Genomic DNA, 23,051 nt, shown 5'->3' on the forward strand with positions numbered 1-23,051 from the left:
GCTTCCTTTTCATTCTTGAATTCATCCACTATAATCCAAACATGCACCAAGGGAAATCGCACCCCGAAAAGGCCAAAGAGCAACGGGAACGACATGTTCGAACTTATACCGCCTGACGCCCGCAGTTCGATCCGCATCATGTTGGTCGAACCGGATGTGCAATTGCGCAACAATTTGCGCCAAGCCCTGATGGGGGCCAATTTCCGCAATGTGATGGACTACGGCACCATCGAGAAGATGAAGCCCGACTTTGATCGCGAAGCGCCCGATCTATTGTTCATCGACGCCCATACGCCCGGCGGCGACGCCTGCGAACTGGTGCGCAACGTCCGCTTCAACAAGGGCGTCAACAACCCCTTCATGTCGATCGTCCTGACCGTCTGGCAAACCAAGATCGAAGACATCGAAAAGCTGGTCAATACCGGCGCCGATCACATCATTCTGAAACCGGTGTCGCCGCAGGTGATGTTCAAGCGCATCGAGGCCTTGATCGAGCGGCGCAAACCCTTCGTCGCCACTTCGGGCTATATCGGACCCGACCGCAGGCGCGGCCCGCGCGAAGGCACCGAAGTGCCGCATTTCCATGTGCCCAACACGCTGAAACTGAAGGCGGCCAAGCGCAAGGTGGATACCGGACAGTTGCAAAAAGCGGTCGATCTCGCCCTGGGGCGAATGAATGAAGAAATGGTGGTTCGCTTGGCCTTCCAACTGGCCTTCCAGGCCGAACGGCTGGCGCCATTGGCCGAAAGCGCTTCCAAGGAGGCGCCCTTCGCGCTCAAGGACCTGAAATGGGCCTTGATGGAATTCATGCATCGCATCGACGAGGAAAGCAACGCGCAGATCGTCAAGCTGGCCAATACGCTTGCCGAGACGGCGGATCGCATCGGCTTGGCCTTTCCGGGCGTTCCCGAGGGCAAGGAAATCGAGTTGCTCAGAAAATTGGCCCAGGCGATCAATATCGGACTGCGCAGCGCAGCCTCGCCCGATGAATTGGCCAGCCAGGTCAACGCCGCCATCGAGAAATCCGAAAAGCGCAACAAGGCCAAGAGGGAGGCGGCAGCCATCGCCCGCCAGACGCAGGCCACCGTGGCTCAGGCAAACGCCCAGGGATTATGAGCTTCATCCTTCACCCCAGGCTGGAAGCCGACACCGTGCCGGTTAAAAACCTGGGACTGTCGCGCCTGCTTATGATGAACGATCAAACATGGCCTTGGCTGATCCTGGTTCCCGAGCGGGCGGATGTTCGGGAAATCCACCAGTTGGTTCCGGCGGATCGCTTGGTCCTGATCGAAGAGATCGCCTATGTCGGCGAAATCCTGGAGCGGCTTTTCAAGCCAGCCAAGATCAACGTGGCGGCGTTGGGCAACATGGTGGCGCAACTGCATGTCCATGTCATTGCCCGCTTCGAGAACGATCCCGCCTGGCCCAAACCGGTCTGGGGCGCCTGCCCGCCCGCCCCCTTCGCGCCGCAAGCGCTCCTGGACAGGCTAAGAGCGCTGCACGAGGTTTTTGACCGATGAAAATCGTTTCGGCGTTTTTCGCGGCTATGCTGCTGGCGATCTCGGCGGCAAAGGCGCAAGACATCAAGCTGGGCGCAGATTTCGGCCCCGAAGGCTGGGGATACCGCATCAACTATCCCGTCGATTGGATCAAGGTTGAACCCACCGACTATTCGGTCGTCTTCAGCGGCCGCGAGGGAACGGCGGCCTACAACACGACGGTCAGCATCCAGAATGTGCATACGCAAGATTCCAAGGACAAGCCTGCCGCCGTGATGGGCGAAATGGCCCGGCTTGAAGGGCGCATGCAAGATCAGACCTCGGGCTTGGAAGTGCTGACCCGCCATCCCTTCGTTTATGAAAAGGGCGGCGTGAAAATCACCGGCGGCCAGATGGTGGCGGAATTCTCCAGGCGCGGCGACACATTCAGGCAATGGATCGTCATCCTGCCCAGACCGAAAGCCCCCGTCTTGCATGTCTGGATTTTCACCGGCCCCGCCGAGGACTTCCCCCACGCCCTGCCCACCGCAAAGGCGATGCTGAATAGCCTGACGATCAAGGGGGAGTAACTTCCCCCCTACTCGATGCGGCCCAGCACGCGGGCCAGAACGATGTACAGTTTGCCGACTTCGGACGCCGTGAAGGTGGCGGTCAGAACGTCGGCGCGGTCGGCGGCCTTGGCCCTGGACAGCAGATTCTCGAACTCGTTGACGTAGCGCACCACATAGTCGCGGAACTGCCCGTCATCGGCCACCTTGCGCCTTGCCGCATCGATCTTGCCGCGATCAAGCTGCTTTAAGAGACGGCGCACGAAAATGGCCTGATCGCCCTTCTGGAAACGACGCCATGTGTCGTCATCGATGTCGGGTTGCATCAGGCGCGCCACATCGACGGCCAAGGATTGCAGGCGCTCGACCACGAAGGCGGCTCCTTGCAGGAAGGTTTCCAGCCCCACTTCGGAGCGCATCTGTTTCAAGGAAGCGGCCTGCTGGGCCGCCGCGTCCGAGGTGCGGATCAACTCGCCCACTTGGCGTTCGAAGACGCCGCCCAGTTCCTGGGCCTTGGCGGCAACGCGGTCGCCGGTGGCAAACAATTCGCCGGTCTGCGATTTGAGCTTGCCGTAGACGTCTTCCACTTCGCGCACGGCGCCCTCGGCGGTGTTGCCAAGATCGGCCGCTTGGCGGCGGAAACTTTCTCCGGCGGCGCGCACATGCGCCACCGCGCGCTCGGACGATCCCACCAATTCGCGCATACTTTGACGCAGCATGTCGTTGACGGCGGCCACATTGGCCGAAGTGCGACCAGCGCTTTCGCCGAAATCCTGGCTGGACTGGCGCAGCATGTCGGACAGGCTGCGGCCTTGCATATGGGCTTGGTCCGAAGCCTCGGCGACATCGTGCGACTGCTGGCGCAGCGCCTCGTTGAAGGCCTTGAGCAAGGCCAGCGATTCGCCCGAGACGCGCGACAGCGATTCGCTTTGACGCTCGATCTGCGATCCGGCCTCCTTGACCTGTTCTTCCGCCTGATCGGCCACATGGGCCAAGGCCTCACCCTGTCGCTTCAGGGTTTCGCCCACGGTTTGCAGCCTGGAGGTGGCCGTATCGGACAGTTCGGCCAATTGCTGGGTGCGCCGCTCCAGCGATTCGCCCATCACATTGGTGCGCGTCGCCGCCTGTTCCGCGGCATCCACCATTTCCGACGCCCGGGTGCGCAAGGCTTCGCCCAAGGCCTCAAGGTCGAAGGCCACCCGGCTGGAGGTGGTGGTCAGTTCGCTGGTCGAGCCGCGCAACACTTCTCCAATCGCCTTGATCCTGGCCATCGCCTGATCGGAGGTGGCGGTCAGATGGCGCGACTGCTGGGCCAGCGAGGATTCCGAGAGTTTGGCTTGCGCCGACACCACATTGGCGATGTCCTCCAGCTCCTGGGCCTGCTTCTTCAAGGTGGTGCGTATCTGCTCGGCCAAACGGTTCGACTGATCGCCGCCGCGCGACAATTCCGAAATCAGCTCCTTCATGGAGGTGGACAGATCGCGGCTTCTGGCGGTCAGGCGCTCGTCCGCCTCGGCCAGCAGCTTGGCCTGGGCCTGATAGCTTTCGCCTAGGCTTAGCATGCCTGCATTGGCCTTTTCCGTGCTGGCGTTCAGTTCGTCGGCCCGAGATTGCACCAGCCCGCCGATTTCCGTGATGCGTTCCTTGGCGTCGGCGCTGGCCTCTTCGAGGGCGCGCTTCGAGCGGCCAAAAGATTCCTCGATTGAGCGGAAACGCTCCAGGGCCGTATCGCTGGCTTGGCCCAGTTCCCGCGACTGGACCGACACGGCTTCTTCCACGATCTTCACGCGGCCCAGAACGCGGCCCGAAACCTGCTCGATCGCCTCGACCTGCCGACCCAGCATGGCGTCGATGCGCTCGCCCGTTTCGCCGATCCTGCGGCCCACCTCGTCAAGCGACAAGGCGCGCAAGTTCAAAAGCTCATTCGACTTGCCGGTATCTTCGGCCAACTTGGCGCTAAGCTGCCCCACATGCTGGGCCGCCGTGGCGCAAGACGCCACCAACTTGCCCGACTGCTCCTCGATGGCGCGGGTAATCGTCTGGGCTTCGCGGCCAGCCACTTCGGCGGCTTTGGACAGGCTTTCCTGCTGCTGGCGCGTCAGTTCGGAAATCGCGCGCGTGCGGCTCTCGGCTTCCAGGCCCGCCTGGGTCAGGTTTCCGGCCAGCGTGCGCAGCAAGCCCTCGGCGTCGCGCACGCGCAAGGCGGCCGCGTCCGAAGCCGACGACACTTCGCCCACCTGATGGCGCAGCATGGCCTCGGCCTCTCTGGCCCGGCCCGAAGCCGCCTCGGCCACGCCGGAGAATTCGCGCACATGTTCGCCCAGCACGCGCACCGCCGTTTGCGCCCGTTCCTCGACCGATTGCGCGGCCCCCGACAAATCGTCGGTATGGCGCTTCAACTGATTGCCAACCGCTGCCACGTCCTGGACGGCGGAATTGACGGCACGCGTCAGCTGAGAGGCTTGGCGGGCCAGCGAATCGGCAATCATTTTGGCCCTGGCCTCGCCCTCCTCGTCGGGATAAAGCAGCAAACCCAGGCGCTGTTCCAGATTGCGCAGGTTGGCGCTTTGCCCGCCCTGGCGCTCGAACTGAAGCAAGATAAGCCACAAAAAGGCCGCAGGCAGGGCGACGCCGCCCAGAAGCCCGCCGAATTCGTGCGGCAGCATCGAAAACAGGTTGGAGAAGCCTACCGATTCCTGAACATAGGAAAAGGCCAGAGCGAACCAGAACAAGGTGACGCCCAAGCCGCCCCAAACGCGCAAGCGGCGCGACCGGTCGGCCCTTGTCGCCCGCCAGTGCTGGGAATGGGAACCCGAAAGCGCCAGTTGCTCTTGCCGATGATCCTGCGAAGGCGACGCTGGTTCAGCGGGCAGCACGGAAGGGACCGGTTCGGGCATGGGGTCGGGGGGAGGGGCGACGGCCGCCTCGGCTTGGGAAGGCTGGGAATTGCTGGGCGCAGCCTCCCCCGCCAACGCCTTTTCGGCGTCGTAGGCGATTTTCAGCGGACTGGTGCCCATCCCTGGGCGCGGACGCAATTCTTCGGCCATCATTTTTCCTTTTGAATCGTCCAAGGGTCCGACTCTTCCCCTTATGCGTCAATGAATTTCTGCTATAACCCGGCTGCCACAAGACCTGGGCCACATTCGGATATAACCCACAGAATGATGGGCGGCTTGTATCCCCTGGAAGGTCGTCCCACTTTAAGACGATAGGGGAAACCTGACATCGCGATCTTTTCAGCCAACAGCCAGTCATGACCGACATTTGTTCAAACAGACGACCGCAAGACGCCGGCCCTGAAAATTGCGGCGATATCGACATGCGCATCACCCGCGACGGCGCCTGGCTGTACAAAGGGTCGCCGATAGGACGCAAGGAAATGGTCTGCCTGTTCGCCCAGGTCCTCACCCGCAGGCAAGACGGCAGCTATTGGCTGATCACGCCCGCCGAAATGGCCCGCATCGAGGTGGAAGACGCGCCTTTTCTGGCCGTCGAACTGTTTTCCTGCGGATCCGGCCGCGACCGCGTGGTCAGCCTGCGCACCAATGTCGATGAGTTGGTGACCGTCGATTCGGCCCATCCTTTGCGTCTGGCCCCCGACCCCAGGAGCGGCGAACCCGTTCCCTACGTGCTGGTGCGCGACGGACTGGAAGCCAAGCTGTCGCGTCCGGTATATTACGAGATGGTGTCGCTGGGGCACGAGGAAGAAAGCGAAGAGGGAACCCGGTTCGGTCTATGGAGCAGCGGAACGTTCTTCCTACTGGGCAGTCTGGACGATGCGTAGTGGATCCTGGCATCTACACGCGCCCCTTCCTTTATGACCGTTTGGCAAGCAACAAGCCCGGCCAGCGCCGGTCTCCCGGCCTTGACGCCGCAGGGCGCGGCGACGCCGACCTCAATCCCGGCATGGCCCTGCCCCCAACCCTAAGGCCAGCCGCCGTGCTGGTGGGATTGGTCGAGCGCACCGAAGGTTTCACGGTTCTTCTGACCAGACGCACCGAACATCTGCAACATCATGCGGGCCAGGTCAGCTTTCCCGGCGGGCGGATCGAGGAGCGGGACGCAACACCCGCCCAGGCGGCGCTTCGCGAAACCGAGGAGGAAATCGGCCTTCACCGCTCGCAGATTGACCTGATCGGTCGTTTGGACGATTACATGACCGGCACCGGCTTTTGCGTGACTCCTTTGGTCGGGCTGATCCGCCCCCCTTTCGACCTGCAACCCGATCCGTTCGAAGTGGCCGAGGTCTTTGAAGTCCCCCTGCCCTTCCTGCTTGATCCGGCCAATCACCAAACATGCGAGAAAGAGATCAGGGGCCAACAGCGGCGCTATTTCGCCATGCCCTATGGCCGCCATTACATCTGGGGCGCCACGGCTGGTATCTTGATGAATCTGTACGAAGTCTTGCGATGACGAAGCCCCAAAAGATCCGCCTGGATCAGTTGTTGGTCGAACGCGGGCTGGTGGAAAGCCGCGCCAAGGCCCAGGCCCTGATCATGGCGGGACTTGTCTTGTCTGAAAGCAGGCGGCTGGACAAACCGGGCATGACGTTGCCCGCCGATACGCCCCTGGACCTCAAGGGCCAGGAACATCCCTGGGTGTCGCGCGGCGGCCAGAAACTGGCGCATGCGCTGGCCCATTTCGCCATCGACCCCAAGGGCTGGCTAGCGATCGATGTCGGGGCCAGCACGGGCGGCTTTACCGACGTGCTGCTGCAAAGCGGGGCGGCCAAGGTGCATGCCGTCGATGTCGGCCATGGGCAACTGGCCTGGAAGTTGCGCAACGATCCGCGCGTGGTGGTGCAAGAGCGCGTCAACGCCCGCCATCTGTCGCAAGCCGAGGTGCCCGATCCGGTGGATATGGTGGTGTGCGACGCCAGCTTCATCGGGCTGGAAACCATCCTTCCCGCCCCCTTGGCCCTGACCAAGCCGCAGGCTTGGCTGGTCGCCCTGATCAAACCGCAATTCGAGGTCGGCAAAGGCCGGGTCGGCAAGGGCGGCGTGGTGCGCGACCCCGCTTTGCATTCCGAGGTCTGCCAGCGCATCCAAGATTGGGTGAACGGCCTGCCCGGTTGGCGGGTGGCGGGGATCGAACCAAGCCCGATCCTGGGACCCGAGGGCAATGTCGAATTTCTGTTGGCGGCCAGGAAGGGCAACGGCTAGCCTGGGACAAACAACGCATCAGGAGCGACGCCGCCATGCCCCAGCCCGATCACATCGTCCGCATTCCCCTGCCCGCCCAAGAGAGTTTGGACGACGACCTGCGGAAATATTTCGGCAAATGCCAAGAAAAGCTGGGGATGATCCCCTACGTGCTGCAAGCCTATACGGCCCGGCCCAACAAATTGCGCCACTTCATCAGCTATTACAACGAGCTGATGCTGGCTGAATCCGGCCTGTCCAAGCTCGAGCGCGAGATGATCGCGGTTGCCGTCTCGTCGCATAACCGCTGCTATTACTGTCTGGTTGCTCACGGCCAAGCCGTGCGTCAACTTTCGGGCGACCCGCAATTGGGCGAGATGATGGTCATGAATTACCGGGTGGCCGACTTGTCGCCCCGCCAGCGCGCCATGCTGGATTTCGCCTGGAAGCTGACCAGCGATCCGCAAAGCATCCAGGAGAACGACCGCCAGGGACTGCGCGATGTCGGTTTCAGCGAATCGGACATTTTCGACATTTGCGACGTGACCGCCTTTTTCAACTACACCAACCGCATGGCGCACGGGCTGGACATGATGCCGAACCCCGATTACCACGCCATGAGCCGGTAGACGCAACCTTAAATGATATCTAGATAATATATCACCCTACTGAATCGTCACAGTTTTCACCCTGGCGGAGCACCTAATTGCGGCAGATCAAATCAACCCCTTGCAACAACGGGAGAAAATGCGTAGATTGGAACATCGTGTTCTAGAATGGAACGCATGGGGGCAGATATGAAAATTGCACCATTAGACAGCCCACCCCGGACAGTGCAGCGGCAAGAAGCCGTAAAGCCTGATCCTATGCCACAACCGGAAGCCAAGCATGCCGATGCTGGATTGGGCTATATCAGCCCTGTCATCCACGTCGACAGCGAAGCGGGCGTTGCCATCTTGCAATACCGCGACAACTCTTCCGGCGATGTCACCGCTCAGTTTCCTTCCGAGACGGTGGTCAAGCGTTACCGCGAAGGAGAGGTGATCGCCCATCAGGGGCAGAACACTTCTTCGGATTCCCGCGCCGGCTCGTCCGGCGGAGAAACCAGCGCGGCGCCCACACCAGCGCCTTCGACGGGTGATGGCGGCGGCAGTGGCGGAACGTCTTCCGAGGGCGGATCTTCCGGCGGCGACAGCAGCGCCAAGAGCTAGGCTTACGCCTTTCCTAGCAAGAAGTCGCCTGCAGGCTCTGGCCTGCGGGGCGGTTGGCGTTTGTCTTTCCACAAGACAAGCATGGCCTGAGGCTGGCGGGCACTTCAAGGCCCGCCCGGTTCATGAGCGGCGCATCCAAAAGCAGGTCGTCCGTTATGCCGTCGGCCGCCACCTTGCCCTCGTGCAGAATGATCGTGCGCGGGCAAAGATCGCGCACCAGTTCCAGATCGTGGCTGACGATGATCTTGCTATGCGAGAATCCCTTCAGCAGCTCGATGATCTGGCGGCGTCCCTTGGGGTCCAGCCCCGTCGAAGGTTCGTCCAGCAGCAAGATTCCGGGCGACATGGCCAGCACGGCGGCAATCGCCACCCGACGTTTTTCGCCACCCGACAATTGATGCGGCGCTCGTTCCCTCAGATGCCAAGCACCCACTTGCTCCAGGCATGACTGAACTCGGCTGGCGCAGTCTTGCGCCTCCATGCCGAAATTCAGAGGCCCGAAAGCCACGTCTTCGAACACGCTGGGCATGAAAAGCTGATCGTCCGGATCTTGGAAGACCGTGCCCACGGCTTGGCGCACATGAGCCAGCGTTCCCGGACCGACCTTGACGTCGCCAACTGCGACATGTCCGCTTTCCGGCAGTAAGATTCCGTTCAGATGTTTCAGCAGCGTCGTCTTGCCCGCCCCGTTGGCGCCCACCACGGCGACGGACTCGCCGTGCCCAATCTCGAACGACACGCCATCGAGAACCGGCCCGCCGCCAGGATAGGCGAAACGCACATCCTGAACGCTGATCTTGTGATGGCTCATGGCAAGACTTTCAAGATCGCGTGGCCGATCCAGGGCGCCGGATGCAAGAAGCGCAAGGCGCTCACAAGGCAAAGCCAGAAAATCAAGAAACGCCAATCCCGACCTGTGAAGGACAGGCCAGAAAGGCTGCGGATGTCGCCGTCGAAGCCGCGCAGCAACATGGCAAGATGGACGCGCCTAGCCCGCTCCAGCGAGCGCAGAAGCAGTTGGCCAAGAATGGCCGCAAAGACGCGCCAAGAGGGCGGCTTGGCATTCGCCGAACGCAGACGAAAGGCCAGATAGGTCCGCCCGGCCTCGTCGGCCAGCAAGAAGAGATAGCGGTAAAGCCCCTGCATCTGGGCCACGAAAACACGGGGAACGCCCAGCCGCTCGGCGGCCATGCTCAGTTTCGGAATGTCCGTCGTCGCCACCAGCAGCACCAGGGCGCTGATGGTCAGCAGGCCGCGCAGCAGAATCGAGGCGAAGGAAATCCAGCCGCCGGAAATCGCTGCGCCGCCAAGCGTCAGCAAGGGCTGGGTATCAAGCAGCGGATTGAACAGGCCAACCATGGCGGCAAAGGGGGCAACGGCCAGGACGCGCCTTGCGACCAAACCGGCGGGCACCCCCGAGCGCGCCCACAAAAAGATGGGAAAGGCGAAAAATGGCAATTGCTCGCCCAACGCATATTTATCCAACGACACCACGGCCAAGGCAAAAGCCAGAACCGCAATCAACTTGGCCCTAGGATCAAGATCGTGAATGGGAGACTGCGCCCTGGCCCAGCGGTCCAGCGTGCCTAGATCGCCGGGATGGGTGGCGCAACCGGCCCCCATCAGGCGGCTTCGGGGCGGCGCTTCAGCAGCAGCCCGGCCAAAATGGCGAAGGCCAGCACGATCAGCCCGCCCACCAATCCCGAAAGCGTGGTTCCGGCATCGGGATGAACGAATGCGCCATCATCGCTTTTGGCTTCTTCCGGCGCCGGAAAATTGTAATCAGGCAGGAAGGACAGTTTTTCCTGAAGGCTGGCGGCCGCCTGATGCAGGCTGCTAGAGGCCCCCGTCAATGTTGCTTCCTCGCCGGTCAGCTTGGCGATCGACCATTCCAGGCCATCGGGATTGGACGAAGCGAACCACGAAAACAAACCGCCCGAAACCATGGCCAGGACCGCCAGAGCCGCCAGGGCGCGCTTGCCCGCCAGCAGGCCGGTCGGCGTCGATTGGCTGCGGGGCAAGATGCCCGGTTCGGCGCGCGTGATCAGTTCGATGACTGCCAGGGTGATCAGCCCCTCGCCGATGCCGATGGCCAGATGAATGGGCTGCATGGCCAGCATGAAGGCGGCAAGCGGCAGTTCCGCAATGCCTGACACCGCCGTCTGGACCACCACGCCAAAAGCTCCCAGCTGCAGCGCCAAAATGGCCGCCATCCAGGTGACGGCGCGGCTCATGCGGCCCTTGGCCAGCGGCTTGTAGATGAAAGGATAGACGACGTAGCAGGCCAAGAAACCCATGTTGAAGATATTGGCCCCCAGGGCCAGCAGGCCGCCATCGGCAAAGAACAGGGCTTGAACGGTCACCACCGAGGCGATGGTCAGGAAACCCGCATGCGGCCCCAAAAGAATGGCCAACAAAAGCCCGCCCGCGAAATGGCCGCTAGAGCCGGTGCCGGGAATAGCGAAGTTCAGCATTTGCACGGCAAAGACCAGAGCGCCCAGAATGCCCATCAACGGCACCTGGCGGTGGTCGAGCGAGCGCTTCATCTTGTTCGAGGCGACGGCGATGGCAACGCCCGTGGCGGCCCACATGGCCCCGCCCACGGCAGGTGAAAGCAGCGCATCTGCCATATGCATGAGAACACCGCGTATGAAGAAATCAAAAATCGTATGACGAAATCTATCCCACCCATCCGGGGGGCGTCAAGGCGTGATCGCAAAGTTAGAGCTACTGTATGATTCGAGCTTAAGTCCTTAGAGAAAATAGTTGTTTGTAGTTAAGCCCCCTCAATTTATAAGGAGAGAAATTTGGGGGCATGCAAAGGGGATCTGGCGTGCGCAGAAGGCTTGGCTTGCTGCTGTTGGGCATCGTCGCCATTTCGACCTTGCTGGTCGGAGGGGGTGTGGCTTACGTCGCCCGCACGAACCTGAACGCCAGCGCCGAGCAGCGTCTGGCCGCCGTCCAGACACAGTTGCGCGACAAGTTCCATACGTTGGACGTCCTGATTTCGGAAGAAGAGAATCTTCTGAACCAGCGCCTGCAAACGGTGATGCCGCAGTTGGCCGAAGAGCTGCTGCCCTGGGAAGGAAACCAGCAGGCGATTCCCGTTGAAACGCTGAACGCGCTGTCCTTGAAATACGGTGCCGATCACATTTACCTGATCGACCGCAACGGCGTCATCCTCAATAGCAATTTCAAGCCCGACGTCGGCCTTGACCTGAAATCGATCAGCGAGGGGCTTTGGAAACTGCTGAACAGCATTTATGGACAGGGCAAGGTCGTCTCTGATCGCTACAGCGTGTCGATCAAAACCGGCATCTTCAGGAAATACGCTTATTTCAGCCCGGTGGGAAAATCCTACATCGTCGAAGTTTCGCATGATCTGCTGCCGCACTTGAAACGGGCGCGCTCGGAGCGCTTCGTCGAATTTCTGTTCCGCGACATGTTCAATCTGACCGCCTCCGAAGGAGACGGCATTCGCGAAATCGACATCCTGATCGCCAACAAGCAGGGCACTTGGTCCCTGCTGGAACCGGGACGAAGCCTTGAAAGCGCCATCTCCAAAGCCCTGCTCGCTTCCGCCGATGGCAAGCTGCGCCGACAAAAGGGAAACCTGATCGAGGTTTACGAACGCTCGGACCGCGTGGACGAGAATCATGGGCCCACGGAAACCATCGTCACCAAGGTCGTTTACGACATCAGCGATATCCAGGCCCTTTCGATCAAATTCGCCTGGACGGTTGGGCTGTTCTCGATCGTCTGCGCGCTGGCCGCCTTCGCGCTGGCCGCTTGGTATTTGGAAAAGGCCATGATCAACCCGATCATGGGCATCACCGGACGGCTGCAAGGCATTGCCGATGGGCTTTACAGCCGCCTTCCAACCAAGGGCTTCGCCGAACTGGCGCACATTTCGGACACCATCAACCTGATGCAAGACAGGATCGTCGCCCGCGAGAAGGAAGCCAGAACGCTGGCCCAGAATCTCGAACAACTGGTCGAGGATCGCACCGCCGAGATGCGTGACGCCATGACGGCGGCCAAGAACGCCAACCGGGCCAAGTCGGATTTCCTGGCCACCATGAGCCACGAAATCAGAACGCCCCTGAACGGCATCTTGGGCATGAGCCATCTGCTTCTTCAATCCCCACTGAGCAAAGAGCAAAAGGCCCAGATGGAGATGCTGAACAGTTCGGCCAAGGGACTGTTGACCATTCTGGACGACATTCTGGACCTGACGAAACTGGAAGCCGGGCGTTTGGAATTCGAGACCATTCCCTTCCACCTGCCCAGCCTGTGCCAGGACGTGTCGGGGCTTTTCGAAGCCAGCGCCAAAAGCAAAGGGCTGACCCTTGACACGATTTTGGACAAGGGCGTTCCGGAATGGGTGGCTGGCGACCCGGTGCGCCTGCGCCAACTCTTGATGAATCTGACCGGCAACGCAGTGAAATTCACTGAAAGCGGATCGATCAAAATCCATGTCGGCGCAACGAAGATCGAAAGCGACAAGGCTTGTCTTGAATTCTCGATCCAGGACACCGGCATCGGCATGGATGAAGCGGCCAAGGCCAAGCTCTTCCAACCCTTCACCCAGGCGGACTCGTCGATCGCCAGACGCTATGGCGGCAGCGGGCTGGGGCTGATCATCTGCAAGCGCCTGATCGAAGCGCAGAACGGCCAAATTGGCGTCGAAAGCGAACCGGGACAGGGAAGCCGTTTCTGGTTCAGCCTTCATTTCCAACTGGCGAGGCCCCAGGAATCCCTGCCCGTCGCCGAGGCGCATGCCACTCAGCCCGCTTTGAAGATTCTGCTGGCCGAAGACAACCCGATCAATCAGCGCGTCGCCCTGGGCTTGCTGGCGGCGGGGGGACATCAGGCCGAAGTGGCCTTCAACGGGCGCGAAGCCATCGAACTGGCCATGAACAAGAATTTCGATCTGATCTTGATGGATATCCAAATGCCCGAGATCGACGGGCTGGAAGCAACGCGCACCATTCGCCGTCTGCCGGCGCCGCTTGGCCAAATTCCCATCATCGCCCTGACCGCCAACGCCATGCCCAGCGACGTCGAACGCTACATGGCGGCGGGATTCACGGCGCATGTCGCCAAGCCCATCGAACCGGACGAGTTGGCGAACAGTTTGGCGTTCAGCATGTCGAAGGCAAAGGATGCCGCCCCGGTTGCCCAGGACAAGCCGGATACGCTGGCGACCTTGTCGAAATATCTAGGCACCAACGCCATCGTGGAATTGGGCGAGCTATTCCTGAGCACCGGAACCAGGGATTGTCAGGCGCTTCGCAACCTGGCCCATGAGGGGCCGCTTTCGGACATCCGCTATTACGCCCACGATCTGAAAGGCATGGCCGCCTATATTGGCGCCAGCGAACTCAGCGACCTTACGATGCGCATCGAGTTGGCGGCCAACGAAGGGCGCGAAGCCGAGGCCAGGGAGCTGATCCAAGACATGCCAGATGCCTGGATCGCCGCCGTCGTGCGTCTGGACGACCTGATGGAAACCGGCCGCCAGTCCTAACTTTTCGGGACGCTGTGCAGATGCTGGTGGGCATGGCTGTGCCCATGATCGTGGGTATGGGCATGATGGCCCTTCTCGCCTTTGCCGTGATGACTGTGGGTCTGTTCGATGCTGACCGGCACGGCGTTCAACTTGCCGTGGCGCACCCCCGTTTCGGCGCAGATTTCATCGGCAAAGCGTTTGACCTCGGCGGTAGGTCCGCGCAGTACCGTGACTTCCATGCAGTTCTCGTGATCGAGATGGACATGCAGCGTAGACAGCGTCAGGTCGTGATGCGCGTGCTGCGCCTGGGTCAGGCGCCTTGCCAGTTCCCGCTCATGGTGATTGTAGATGTAGGACAGGCTGGCGATGCAATGGCCTTCCGGCCTGCTTGCCTTCAGGCGCTCGGTTTCCAGCGTGTCCCTCAGGATGTCGCGCACCGCCTCCGACCGATTCTGGTAGCCCTTTTGCTGAATGAAGGCGTCGAAACTCTCCAGCAACTCTTCTTCCAGCGAAACCGTGAAACGGTCCATGAGGGGTCTCCCTTGAATTGCCCAGGCGGCGACCCAAGATACCAAGAACGGCGGCCAAAAAACAGCGGCCCTGCAGAAGGAGAGACGCGGTTTGCTAGCATTAACCGCAAAATGGAGCGCAGCGACTAGGCCCAAGGGGCCGCGCGCCAGATGGCGCGGAAGCCAAGTGAGCGGAGCGAACGCCCGGCGACTGAGGGCGGAAGCAACTTCAAAAAAAGGGGCTGGACCCGAAGGTCCAGCCCAAGTGACGCACCAGGATGGAGGAAAAATTCCAAATGGCTCATCGGGCAAGTCCGCCCGACCCGATCAGGCCATCAGGCTGCGCCGGTCCTCCATAATCCGACGCAGAATTGGCGTCATGATCAATTCGATCGCCAATCCCATTTTGCCGCCGGGCACCACGATGGTGTTCCTGCGGCTCATCCATGAATCCTTGATCATCTGCAACAGGTAAGGAAAATCGATCTTGAAGCGGTCGGGCTTCTTGAATCGGATCACGACCAGGCTTTCGTCCAAAGTCGGAATGTCGCGCGCGATGATGGGGTCGGAAGTGTCGACCACGGGCACCCGCTGGAAATTGATGTCGGTCAGCTTGAACTGCGGCACGATGTAGTGAACGTAATCGCTCATGCGACGCAGAATGGTGGCCATGACTTCCTTTTCGGAATAGCCCCTAGTCTGCGTGTCGCGATGAATCTTCTGAATCCATTCAAGATTGATCACCGGCACCACGCCGATTTTGAGGTCGGCATATTGCGCCACATTGACCAAGCTGGTGCAGACGCAACCGTGCAGCCCCTCGTAGAACAATAGGTCGGTCTTGGCGGGCAGAGGTTCCCATGGCGTGAACTCGCCGGCTTGAACGCCGTAATGCTTGAAGGTCTCCGCCTCTTCCTCGTTATGGACATAGAAGCGCCGACGCCCGCTTCCCGTGTCCCCGTAGGAACTGAAACATTCTTCGAGTTCCTCGAACAGATTGGCTTCCGGGCCGAAATGGCTGAAATTGTTGTTGCCCTTGTCGGCAGCGTCAGCCATCGCCTTTTTCATTTCCGAACGCGAATAGCGGTGGTAGCTGTCGCCCTCGATGATGGCCGGTTTGATGTTGTCGCGCCGAAAGATGTGCTCGAAGGCTTCCCTGACCGAACTGGTCCCGGCGCCCGATGAGCCTGTCACGGCGATGACGGGATGCTTTCGCGACATCAGGCGGCTTTCACCTTCAAAGCGTCGCGCCAGCCCGGATACAGTCGGTCGGCGTCGTTGGCGAAACTTTCGAAGGCGCCCCGCAACTCGGCATGATCCCTTGCGTAATCGACCAAGTTGACGCCCGCCAGCCAAGCGTCGTGAGCCTGCCTCAGCGACAAAGCACCCGCGATGGCGCCGTCCTTATGGCCGAAAGCGCCGCCGCCGGACGTTTGGATGATGTTGGTATGGCCCAGATTGTCAAAGAAACCGGGCAGGCGCAACGCGTTCATGCCGCCCGAGATGATGGGCGTGCAAGCCTTCATGCCCTGCCAATCCTGACGATAGTAAAGCCCGTCGGCGATGTCGTTCTCCAGCATGTAGGCGACGATCTTGTCGGAGGGATCGCCTTCCATCTTGCCATAGCCCATGGTGCCGGTATGGATGCCCGATGCGCCTTGCAGGCGGGCCATCTTCATGTGCACCAGCACATTGTAGCCGCGCTTGGACTGGTTGCTGGTCACCATGCCGTGACCGGCGCGGTGATAATGCAGGAACTGACTGGGGAAATTGCGCCTAGCCAGCGTAACCGCCGTCGGGCCGCCCACGAAACCATCGACCAGGAAGGCGACATGGCTGGCGTCGGGGCCGAAGGTTTCCAGGATGTAATGGCCGCGGGCCAGCATTTCGGCAGGGTCGTCGGCCGTGATGTTGGCCGAGAACAATTTCGCCCGACCAGTCTTGTCTTGGGCGCGCTTCATGGAATCGGCCACCAGACGGATGGTTTCCTTCATGGGCGCGAAAACCTGATTGCCCTGCGGCTCGTCGTTCTTGATGAAATCGCCGCCCAGCCAGAAATCGTAGCAGGCCTTGGCGAAGGGTTCGGGACGCAGGCCCAGCTTGGGCTTGATGATGGTGCCCACCACCATGCCGCCATTGGTCTGCGGACGGCCCAGCACGCGCCACATTTCCGAGATGTTGACGGAAGGTCCATCGAACAATTGCAGATAGGCGGGCGGCACGTAAAAATCTTGCATCTTGGCGTATTCGATGTCGCCCATGCCTTGATTGTTGCCGATGGTCAGCGTCAGGAACGACACCATCATGGCGCGCCCGTCGATAATGTTGCGATCGAACAGATCAACGGGATAGGCGATCTTCATCAATTCCTTGGCGGGATCGATCTCGTAGACCAGCGCATCGACGCCGCGCGTGAAATCGTCGGTCGTGCAGACTTCGACATTGGTGCCGGTGGATGATTCGGCGGCGAAATGCGCGGCGGCGGCCAGATAGTCTTCGTTGCCCTTGGGCTTCATGCGATAGGCGCACAAAACGTGACGACCGCCTGCGATCAGGTCGGCCTCCGACAGCTTCAGATTGGCATAACGGCTAGACTGGTCCATGGGAGTCCTCGACGAAGGGTTAGCGACGCATCTTCCCTAGATTCATTGTTCTTGTGTTGCATCTTGCCGCAAGGGAAAGTGTAGGAAAACACACCAATAGGGGTGGCTACAAACTCTTGTGGGTAGGGCCACCTCAACTCTTAAGTAGGAGAAATGGGTGGGCCGCAAAATACGCGGCTTCGCCTACCCGCAAGCCTTGCGGATGGCGTCCATATTTCCTTTGTAATCTGGTGTCTTAAACACTGCGGATCCTGCCACCAGCACATTGGCCCCAGCCGCCACTACCCTGGGCGCGGTGGCGGGCGTAATGCCGCCATCCACTTCAATCTCGATGGGGCGATTGCCGATCATCTTCTTGATGCGGGCGATCTTGTCGACTTGGCTGTCGATGAAACTCTGGCCGCCGAAACCGGGATTGACGCTCATCACCAGCACCAGATCGATCTTGTCCAAGACATATTCGATCAGGCTTTCCGGCGTGGCCGGATTGAGTGAAACGCCCGCTTTCTTGCCGAAGCTGCGCACCAGCTGCAGCGTGCGGTCCAGATGGCGGCCCGCCTCGGCATGCACGGTAATGACGTCCGACCCCGCCTTGGCGAAAGCCTCGACATAGGGGTCGACCGGTTCGATCATCAAATGCACGTCCATCACCTTGCTGGTGTGCGGGCGCAAAGCCGCCACCACCAAGGGGCCGATGGTGATGTTGGGCACGAAATGACCGTCCATCACATCGACATGCACCCAGTCGCAGCCTGCCGCATCGATGGCGCGCACCTCCTCGCCCAGCTTGGCGAAATCGGCGGACAAAATCGACGGCGCAATCTTGACGGCAGGCATGCTCTGTCTCCTTAGGCGTTCCAACAATTACCCGAACTTGGGGTCCAGGCTGCCGTCGGCATAGCGCTTGGCCATTTCGGCCAGCGGAATGGGCTTGATCTTCGAGGCGTTGCCTGCCGTACCGAATTGCTGATAGCGCTCTTCGCACAATTTCTGCATGGCGGCCATGGCGGGCTTCAGATAGGTGCGCGGATCGAACACTTTGGGATCCTCCACAAACACCTTGCGGATCTGGCCGGTGATCGCCATGCGGCAATCGGTGTCGATATTGACCTTGCGCACGCCGTGCTTGATGCCTTCGACGATTTCCTCGACCGGCACGCCGAAGGTCTGCGGCATCGTGCCGCCATACTTGTTGATGATGTCTTGCAGATCCTGCGGCACCGAGCTTGAGCCATGCATCACCAGATGCAGATTGGGCAGACGCTTGTGGATTTCCTTGACCACGCTCATGACCAGCACGTCGCCGGTGGGCTTTTGCTTAAATTTATAGGCGCCGTGCGAGGTGCCCATGGCGATGGCCAGCGCGTCCACCTTGGTCTTCTTGACGAAATCGACCGCCTGAACGGGGTCGGTGACCAGCTTGTCCTTGCTGATCACGCCTTCGGCGCCATGGCCGTCTTCCTTCTCGCCCTCGCCCGATTCCAGCGATCCCAGCACGCCCAGTTCGCCTTCCACCGAAACGCCGACCATGTGCGACATTTCCGAGACCTGGCGGGTGACGTCGACGTTGAAGTCGTAATCGGCCACCGTCTTGCCGTCGGCCTTCAGGCTGCCGTCCATCATCACCGATGAAAATCCGCTCATCACCGCCGACATACAGGTGGCGGGCGAATTGCCATGGTCCTGATGCATGCAGACCGGAATTTCCGGATAGAGTTCGATGGCGCCCAGGATCAGGTGCTTGAGCACGATGTCGTTGGCGTATTGGCGCGCCCCTCGGCTGGCTTGCAAGATGACCGGCGAATCGGTCTTCTTGGCGGCGGCCATGATGGCCAGCAGTTGTTCCATGTTGTTGATGTTGAAGGCGGGCACGCCGTAACCATGCTCGGCGGCGTGATCCAGCAACTGACGCAGTGAAATAAGAGCCATGTGCTTGTTCCTTGTTGAGTGTCTGGTCCGGTGCGTGTTTTTTTATTTACAGGCAAACAGTTTGGCCTTGGCGGCCACCGCTTCGGCGGTGATGCCGAAATGCTGGTACAGCTTGTCGGCCGGGGCCGAGGCCCCAAAGCCGGTCATGCCCACAATGGCGTCCGAGGTTCCGACATAGCGTTCCCATCCGAAGGTCGACAGGGCCTCGACGGCGACGCGGCTACCCGCCGCCCCCAGCACCTCGTCCTTATAGGCCTTGGGTTGGCGGTCGAACAATTCCCAGGACGGCATCGAGACCACGCCGGCCCGCACGCCGTCCGCGGCCAATAGATCGCGCGCCTTCATGGCGATTTCAACCTCGGAGCCGGTGGAAATGATAGTCACCTGCCGTTTGCCGCCCTCGGCCTCGGCCAGCACGTAAGCCCCCTTGGCCGACTTGTTCTCGCTGGCGTCCTGGCGCAGCGTGGGCAGATTCTGGCGCGACAGGGCCAGAACCGAGGGGCCGGAAGCGTTCTCGACGGCGATCTGCCAGCATTCGGCGGTTTCCACCACGTCGGCGGGGCGGAAGACCAGCAGATTGGGAATGGCGCGCAGACTGGCCACATGTTCGATGGGCTGATGCGTGGGTCCGTCCTCGCCCAAACCGATCGAATCATGGGTCAGCACATAGATGACGCGCAGGCCCATCAGGGCCGACATGCGCATGCCGTTGCGCATGTAATCCGAAAACACCAGGAAAGTGCCGCCATAGGGGATGAAGCCGCCATGCAGCGCGATGCCGTTCATGATGGCCGCCATGCCGAATTCGCGAATGCCATAGTGGATGTAGCGGCCAGAGAAATCGGCGGGCGTGATCGGCGCCGTCACCTTGGTATGGGTTAGGTTGGAATGCGTCAGGTCCGCTGAGCCGCCGATCATTTCCGGCGCCGCCACGGTCAGCACCTCCAGCACGTCCTGGCTGGCCTTGCGGGTCGCCACCTTGGGCTTGTCGGCAATCGCCTTGGCCTTGAAGGCGGCGATGGCCTCGCCCACCGCCTTAGGCAGAACGCCCTTCAGCATGCGGTCGAACTCGGCCTTCTTGGATGCTTCCATCGCCGCGTGGCGCTTGGCCCAATTGACGCGCGCCTCACCGCCCTTGCGCCCGGCCGCCTTCCAGCTTTCCCCGATGTCGGCGGGAATCTCGAAGGGGGCGTGCGGCCAGCCCAGCTTTTCACGCATGCCCGCGATTTCGTCGCCGCCCAATGGGGCGCCGTGCGTTTTCTCGGTGCCCGCCTTGGTGGGTGCCCCGAAACCGATCACTGTCTTGCAGGCGATCAGGGTTGGCCGGTCGGAATGTTGCGACGCCGCCAGCGCCTTGGCGATGGCTTCGGGATCGTGGCCGTCGACGCGGCACGTCGCCCAGCCCGAAGCTGCGAAACGCGCCAGTTGATCGTCGGAAGTGGTAAGCGCCGTATCGCCATCGATGCAGATATGGTTGTCGTCCCACAGCAAGGTCAGCTTGGAGAGTTTCAGGTGACCGGCGATTGATATCACTTCCTGGCTGATGCCTTCCATCAGGCAGCCGTCGCCCGCAATCACATAGGTGCGGTGATCGACGATGTCCTTGCCGAAGCGGGCCGCCATCATGCGTTCGGCCATCGCCATGCCCACCGCATTGGCCAGGCCCTGGCCCAAGGGACCGGTGGTGGTTTCAACGCCTGGGCAATGGCCGTATTCCGGATGGCCCGCCGTCTTGGAATGAAGCTGGCGGAAGTTCTTGATCTCGTCCAGGGTCACGCCGGGCGTGCCAGTCAAGTGCAGCAGGGCATAGACCAGCATCGAGCCATGACCAGCCGACAGCACGAAACGGTCGCGGTCGGGCCAAGCGGGATCGGCGGCGTCATATTTCAAGAAGCGGGTGAACAGCACCGTTGCGACGTCGGCCATGCCCATCGGCATGCCGGGATGCCCCGACTTGGCCTTCTCGACGCCATCGGCGGCCAGAAAGCGGATGGCGTTGGCAAGCTCCTTGTGCTGAACGGTACCGGACATACTTAAATGCTCCTTAGATGGCGTAATGGCCCATGGCGGCCTTGACGAGATGATAGGCGACCAGCAACTGGACCAGGGCCAGCGGATGACTTTGCCTTGCAATGTCGGTGGCGTCGATGAACTGGCCCAGATTGCCGCGCATGTGGCTGGCTTCGGGGATCAGGCTCCACAACAATTCTTCCAGCGCCTTGAAGCGGCGTTCTTCGATGTCGCCCGCGATCTCCAGCACATCGACCGGCTTGCCGTCGATGTCGCGGGCCAGTTCCAGGCGCACCCCGTTCTTGGTGCCCATATCGACCACCGGCGACAGATCTGGATGCGGCAAAGTGGGACGCAGCGTCAGGCGGGCGTTCAGCTTCGACCCCGTCTCCTCGGCGTTGCTTTCCGGCGGATAGAAGCTGACCACCATGTCGGCGAAGGTGCGTTGCGGTGAGATGAATTGCTGGCTGTCGCTCTTGCGCTTTTCCAACGACATCAGAACGTCTTCGATCGTGTAGCCGCGCTTGACGGTATCGCGCTGGATCTTCCATTTCATGCGCAGGGCTTCCTCGGGTTCGAGGAAGATCTTTACGTCATAGCCGTCGCGCATGGCCCGCGTGGTGTAGCCCAGCAGCCCCTCAAGGATGATGTAGGGCTTGGGTTCGATATATTCCGGCTTTTCCAACTTGCCGCCGTCGTGATTGTAGACCGGCTTCAAGATCGGCTGATTGTCGCGCAGCAGGCGAATGTGCTGCTCGAGAATGTCGACGTAATTCGCCGAAGGGTCCAGAGCCGATACGCCTTTCTTGGCGCGCTCGGCGCGTTCGAGACGGTGATAGTCGTCAGTGCAGATGGTGGCGACGCGATCGGGTCCCAGAATGGCGGCGATGCCCTGGGACAGCGTGGTCTTTCCCGAAGCGGAATCGCCCACGATGCCAAGAATGATCGGACGTTGTACGAGGCGGCTGACCGGCATGACGCTTATCCTTCCCGCTTGTGCCAAGTGGTGAGAATCTGGCGCGTGCCGCCAGGACCCGCCACCAGCATGGTCTGTGTTTTTTCAAGATCCTTGGTCCGCTCGACGCCTTCCAGCATCAGGCCGGTGGTGATGCCGGTGGCCGAAAAATACACCAGATCGCTTTTCACCAGATCGTCCAGCGCGAACCAGCGTTCCAGGCTGAAACCCGCCGCCAGCACGGCCTGACGTTCGGTGGCCAACTGCGGATCGATTCTGGCCATGAATTCGCCGCCCAGCGCCTTGATGGCGCAAGCCGAGATCATGCCTTCGGGAACGCCGCCGGTGCCCATCAGCGCGTCGATTTCAGAACCTTGAATGGCCGCCAGAATGGCGCCCGCCACATCGCCCGCCGGATACAGGGCCACCCTGGCTCCGGCCTTGTGAATGGCCTCGACCAGATCGCGGTGCCGGGGCTTTTCCTGGACATAGATCGTCAGGTCGTCGACTTGCTTGCCGGTTTCCCTGGCCACCACGGTCAATTTTTCCGCAACCGGCATGGCGGGGTCGATCTTGCCCTTGACGGCGGCGGGACCTGCGAATTTTTCCATGTAGAAGGCGGGACCGGGATCGAACAAAGCGCCCCTTGGCGTCATGGCGATGCAGGCCATGGCATTGGTCATGCCCTTGGCCAGATAGCTGGTTCCCTCGATGGGGTCGGCGGCGATGTCCAACTTCAGGGGATTGGCCGGATCGCCCAGCTTCTCACCGGTATAAAGTTCGGGAAACTCGTCGGGGCCGCCCTCGCCGATCAGCACGCGCCCGTCGAAGGGCAGTTGATCAAGGCGTTCGCGCATGGCGTGGATGGCGGCAAAATCGCCATGTCCCTTGTCGCCGCGCCCGATCCAATGATAGGCGGCGCGAGCCGCCGCTTCGGTGGCCTGACGAAGCGCGTAGACGAACAATTCACTGCTGCAAGGTTCGGGCGGTTTTTGCATGCCTGGTTCCTCCCGGGTTCCATTTGATTACGGAACTTCTACTCTAATCGTCAGCATCACGGGTAGGTCACATTTTGCCAACACCCACCCGGGTCGTAGCGAAAAATTCTTTGAGGGGCAAGGCTCAACCCTTTCG

21 protein-coding genes are annotated in these 23,051 nt (G+C 60.9%); 9 read left to right on the forward strand and 12 right to left on the reverse strand.

The window, feature by feature from the left end:
• Positions 1 to 93 precede the first annotated feature (93 nt).
• From HQL44_13525 to HQL44_13535, 3 genes are read left to right on the forward strand one after another with little or no spacing between them, the layout of a single operon-like run.
• Positions 94 to 1,116, forward strand: coding sequence for a response regulator transcription factor (locus HQL44_13525; protein MBF0269599.1), 1,023 nt, complete (start codon positions 94 to 96; stop codon positions 1,114 to 1,116).
• Positions 1,113 to 1,520: an HIT domain-containing protein gene (locus HQL44_13530; protein ID MBF0269600.1), complete on the forward strand. Its 408-nt coding sequence runs from the start codon at positions 1,113 to 1,115 to the stop codon at positions 1,518 to 1,520. The genes HQL44_13525 and HQL44_13530 overlap by 4 nt, the downstream gene beginning before the upstream one ends.
• Entirely contained in the window at positions 1,517 to 2,068 is a 552-nt protein-coding gene (locus tag HQL44_13535) for a hypothetical protein (GenBank protein ID MBF0269601.1), read from the forward strand. The genes HQL44_13530 and HQL44_13535 overlap by 4 nt, the downstream gene beginning before the upstream one ends.
• An 8-nt stretch (positions 2,069 to 2,076) precedes the next feature.
• Here the strand turns inward: HQL44_13535 and HQL44_13540 are convergent, their stop codons facing one another.
• Positions 2,077 to 5,094: a hypothetical protein gene (locus HQL44_13540; GenBank protein ID MBF0269602.1), complete on the reverse strand. Its 3,018-nt coding sequence runs from the start codon at positions 5,092 to 5,094 to the stop codon at positions 2,077 to 2,079.
• A gap of 206 nt (positions 5,095 to 5,300) precedes the next feature.
• Here HQL44_13540 and HQL44_13545 point away from each other — a divergent pair, with 206 nt between their 5' ends.
• The 5 genes from HQL44_13545 to HQL44_13565 all read left to right on the forward strand — a co-directional run bounded on the left by HQL44_13545 (position 5,301) and on the right by HQL44_13565 (position 8,399).
• Positions 5,301 to 5,831: a DUF1285 domain-containing protein gene (locus tag HQL44_13545; protein ID MBF0269603.1), complete on the forward strand. Its 531-nt coding sequence runs from the start codon at positions 5,301 to 5,303 to the stop codon at positions 5,829 to 5,831.
• Positions 5,783 to 6,460 carry a CoA pyrophosphatase gene (locus tag HQL44_13550; protein MBF0269604.1) on the forward strand — a complete coding sequence of 226 codons (678 nt, stop codon included), beginning with the start codon at positions 5,783 to 5,785 and terminating at the stop codon, positions 6,458 to 6,460. The genes HQL44_13545 and HQL44_13550 overlap by 49 nt, the downstream gene beginning before the upstream one ends.
• The gene (locus HQL44_13555) at positions 6,457 to 7,209 is read left to right on the forward strand and encodes a TlyA family RNA methyltransferase (GenBank protein ID MBF0269605.1); all 753 of its coding nucleotides are present in this window, start codon (positions 6,457 to 6,459) and stop codon (positions 7,207 to 7,209) included. Before HQL44_13550 ends, HQL44_13555 begins: the two co-directional genes overlap by 4 nt.
• Positions 7,210 to 7,244: 35 nt before the next feature.
• A complete protein-coding gene (locus tag HQL44_13560) occupies positions 7,245 to 7,817 on the forward strand; it encodes a peroxidase-related enzyme (GenBank protein ID MBF0269606.1) in 573 nt (190 codons plus the stop codon).
• Positions 7,818 to 8,054: 237 nt separating this feature from the next.
• The gene (locus tag HQL44_13565) at positions 8,055 to 8,399 is read left to right on the forward strand and encodes a hypothetical protein (GenBank protein MBF0269607.1); all 345 of its coding nucleotides are present in this window, start codon (positions 8,055 to 8,057) and stop codon (positions 8,397 to 8,399) included.
• 13 nt (positions 8,400 to 8,412) lie between these two features.
• On the opposite strand, the gene HQL44_13570 is transcribed toward HQL44_13565, so the two are convergent.
• Genes HQL44_13570 through HQL44_13580 form a run of 3 tightly spaced genes read right to left on the reverse strand, consistent with a single transcriptional unit; the run spans position 8,413 to position 11,035 of the window.
• Positions 8,413 to 9,210, reverse strand: a complete 798-nt coding sequence (locus HQL44_13570; protein ID MBF0269608.1) for an ABC transporter ATP-binding protein — start codon at positions 9,208 to 9,210, stop codon at positions 8,413 to 8,415.
• A complete protein-coding gene (gene cbiQ / locus HQL44_13575; protein MBF0269609.1) occupies positions 9,207 to 10,022 on the reverse strand; it encodes a cobalt ECF transporter T component CbiQ in 816 nt (271 codons plus the stop codon). The genes HQL44_13570 and cbiQ overlap by 4 nt, the downstream gene beginning before the upstream one ends.
• Positions 10,022 to 11,035: an energy-coupling factor ABC transporter permease gene (locus HQL44_13580; GenBank protein ID MBF0269610.1), complete on the reverse strand. Its 1,014-nt coding sequence runs from the start codon at positions 11,033 to 11,035 to the stop codon at positions 10,022 to 10,024. The genes cbiQ and HQL44_13580 overlap by 1 nt, the downstream gene beginning before the upstream one ends.
• A gap of 197 nt (positions 11,036 to 11,232) precedes the next feature.
• Here HQL44_13580 and HQL44_13585 point away from each other — a divergent pair, with 197 nt between their 5' ends.
• A complete protein-coding gene (locus tag HQL44_13585) occupies positions 11,233 to 13,929 on the forward strand; it encodes a response regulator (protein ID MBF0269611.1) in 2,697 nt (898 codons plus the stop codon).
• On the opposite strand, the gene nikR is transcribed toward HQL44_13585, so the two are convergent.
• From nikR to glpX, 8 genes are all read right to left on the reverse strand, one after another.
• A complete protein-coding gene (gene nikR / locus HQL44_13590) occupies positions 13,926 to 14,441 on the reverse strand; it encodes a nickel-responsive transcriptional regulator NikR (GenBank protein ID MBF0269612.1) in 516 nt (171 codons plus the stop codon). The two genes, HQL44_13585 and nikR, sit on opposite strands and share 4 nt — an antisense overlap.
• Positions 14,442 to 14,747: 306 nt before the next feature.
• On the reverse strand, positions 14,748 to 15,641 hold the full coding sequence (locus tag HQL44_13595) for a phosphoribulokinase (GenBank protein MBF0269613.1): 894 nt from the start codon (positions 15,639 to 15,641) through the stop codon (positions 14,748 to 14,750).
• Complete coding sequence (locus HQL44_13600) at positions 15,641 to 17,023, reverse strand: ribulose-bisphosphate carboxylase (GenBank protein ID MBF0269614.1); 1,383 nt, start codon at positions 17,021 to 17,023, stop codon at positions 15,641 to 15,643. Before HQL44_13600 ends, HQL44_13595 begins: the two co-directional genes overlap by 1 nt.
• Before the next feature lie 183 nt (positions 17,024 to 17,206).
• Positions 17,207 to 17,860 (reverse strand): ribulose-phosphate 3-epimerase, encoded by a 654-nt coding sequence (locus HQL44_13605; GenBank protein MBF0269615.1) that lies wholly within the window; start codon positions 17,858 to 17,860, stop codon positions 17,207 to 17,209.
• 27 nt (positions 17,861 to 17,887) lie between these two features.
• Complete coding sequence (locus tag HQL44_13610; protein MBF0269616.1) at positions 17,888 to 18,952, reverse strand: fructose-bisphosphate aldolase class II; 1,065 nt, start codon at positions 18,950 to 18,952, stop codon at positions 17,888 to 17,890.
• A 42-nt stretch (positions 18,953 to 18,994) separates the two neighbouring features.
• Entirely contained in the window at positions 18,995 to 20,983 is a 1,989-nt protein-coding gene (gene tkt / locus HQL44_13615) for a transketolase (protein ID MBF0269617.1), read from the reverse strand.
• A 13-nt stretch (positions 20,984 to 20,996) separates the two neighbouring features.
• Positions 20,997 to 21,938: a phosphoribulokinase gene (locus HQL44_13620; protein MBF0269618.1), complete on the reverse strand. Its 942-nt coding sequence runs from the start codon at positions 21,936 to 21,938 to the stop codon at positions 20,997 to 20,999.
• A gap of 5 nt (positions 21,939 to 21,943) precedes the next feature.
• Positions 21,944 to 22,915 (reverse strand): class II fructose-bisphosphatase, encoded by a 972-nt coding sequence (glpX, locus tag HQL44_13625; GenBank protein ID MBF0269619.1) that lies wholly within the window; start codon positions 22,913 to 22,915, stop codon positions 21,944 to 21,946.
• Between the last annotated feature and the right edge of the window lie 136 nt (positions 22,916 to 23,051).

This window comes from Alphaproteobacteria bacterium (genome assembly GCA_015231795.1).
Lineage (GTDB): Bacteria > Pseudomonadota > Alphaproteobacteria > Rhodospirillales > WMHbin7 > WMHbin7.

What these genes read in the sequence shown, in the direction of transcription:
- HQL44_13535 (MBF0269601.1), top strand. Translation starts at nt 1,517, where the DNA reads ATGAAAATCGTTTCGGCGTTTTTCGCGGCTATGCTGCTGGCGATCTCG.
- HQL44_13550 (MBF0269604.1), top strand. Translation starts at nt 5,783, where the DNA reads ATGGAGCAGCGGAACGTTCTTCCTACTGGGCAGTCTGGACGATGCGTA.
- HQL44_13560 (MBF0269606.1), top strand. Translation starts at nt 7,245, where the DNA reads ATGCCCCAGCCCGATCACATCGTCCGCATTCCCCTGCCCGCCCAAGAG.
- HQL44_13540 (MBF0269602.1), bottom strand. Translation starts at nt 5,094, where the DNA reads ATGGCCGAAGAATTGCGTCCGCGCCCAGGGATGGGCACCAGTCCGCTG.
- nikR (MBF0269612.1), bottom strand. Translation starts at nt 14,441, where the DNA reads ATGGACCGTTTCACGGTTTCGCTGGAAGAAGAGTTGCTGGAGAGTTTC.
- HQL44_13525 (MBF0269599.1), top strand. Translation starts at nt 94, where the DNA reads ATGTTCGAACTTATACCGCCTGACGCCCGCAGTTCGATCCGCATCATG.
- HQL44_13565 (MBF0269607.1), top strand. Translation starts at nt 8,055, where the DNA reads ATGCCACAACCGGAAGCCAAGCATGCCGATGCTGGATTGGGCTATATC.
- HQL44_13605 (MBF0269615.1), bottom strand. Translation starts at nt 17,860, where the DNA reads ATGCCTGCCGTCAAGATTGCGCCGTCGATTTTGTCCGCCGATTTCGCC.
- HQL44_13570 (MBF0269608.1), bottom strand. Translation starts at nt 9,210, where the DNA reads ATGAGCCATCACAAGATCAGCGTTCAGGATGTGCGTTTCGCCTATCCT.
- HQL44_13580 (MBF0269610.1), bottom strand. Translation starts at nt 11,035, where the DNA reads ATGCATATGGCAGATGCGCTGCTTTCACCTGCCGTGGGCGGGGCCATG.
- tkt (MBF0269617.1), bottom strand. Translation starts at nt 20,983, where the DNA reads ATGTCCGGTACCGTTCAGCACAAGGAGCTTGCCAACGCCATCCGCTTT.
- glpX (MBF0269619.1), bottom strand. Translation starts at nt 22,915, where the DNA reads ATGCAAAAACCGCCCGAACCTTGCAGCAGTGAATTGTTCGTCTACGCG.
- HQL44_13610 (MBF0269616.1), bottom strand. Translation starts at nt 18,952, where the DNA reads ATGGCTCTTATTTCACTGCGTCAGTTGCTGGATCACGCCGCCGAGCAT.
- HQL44_13600 (MBF0269614.1), bottom strand. Translation starts at nt 17,023, where the DNA reads ATGGACCAGTCTAGCCGTTATGCCAATCTGAAGCTGTCGGAGGCCGAC.
- HQL44_13620 (MBF0269618.1), bottom strand. Translation starts at nt 21,938, where the DNA reads ATGCCGGTCAGCCGCCTCGTACAACGTCCGATCATTCTTGGCATCGTG.
- HQL44_13545 (MBF0269603.1), top strand. Translation starts at nt 5,301, where the DNA reads ATGACCGACATTTGTTCAAACAGACGACCGCAAGACGCCGGCCCTGAA.
- cbiQ (MBF0269609.1), bottom strand. Translation starts at nt 10,022, where the DNA reads ATGGGGGCCGGTTGCGCCACCCATCCCGGCGATCTAGGCACGCTGGAC.
- HQL44_13555 (MBF0269605.1), top strand. Translation starts at nt 6,457, where the DNA reads ATGACGAAGCCCCAAAAGATCCGCCTGGATCAGTTGTTGGTCGAACGC.
- HQL44_13595 (MBF0269613.1), bottom strand. Translation starts at nt 15,641, where the DNA reads ATGTCGCGAAAGCATCCCGTCATCGCCGTGACAGGCTCATCGGGCGCC.
- HQL44_13530 (MBF0269600.1), top strand. Translation starts at nt 1,113, where the DNA reads ATGAGCTTCATCCTTCACCCCAGGCTGGAAGCCGACACCGTGCCGGTT.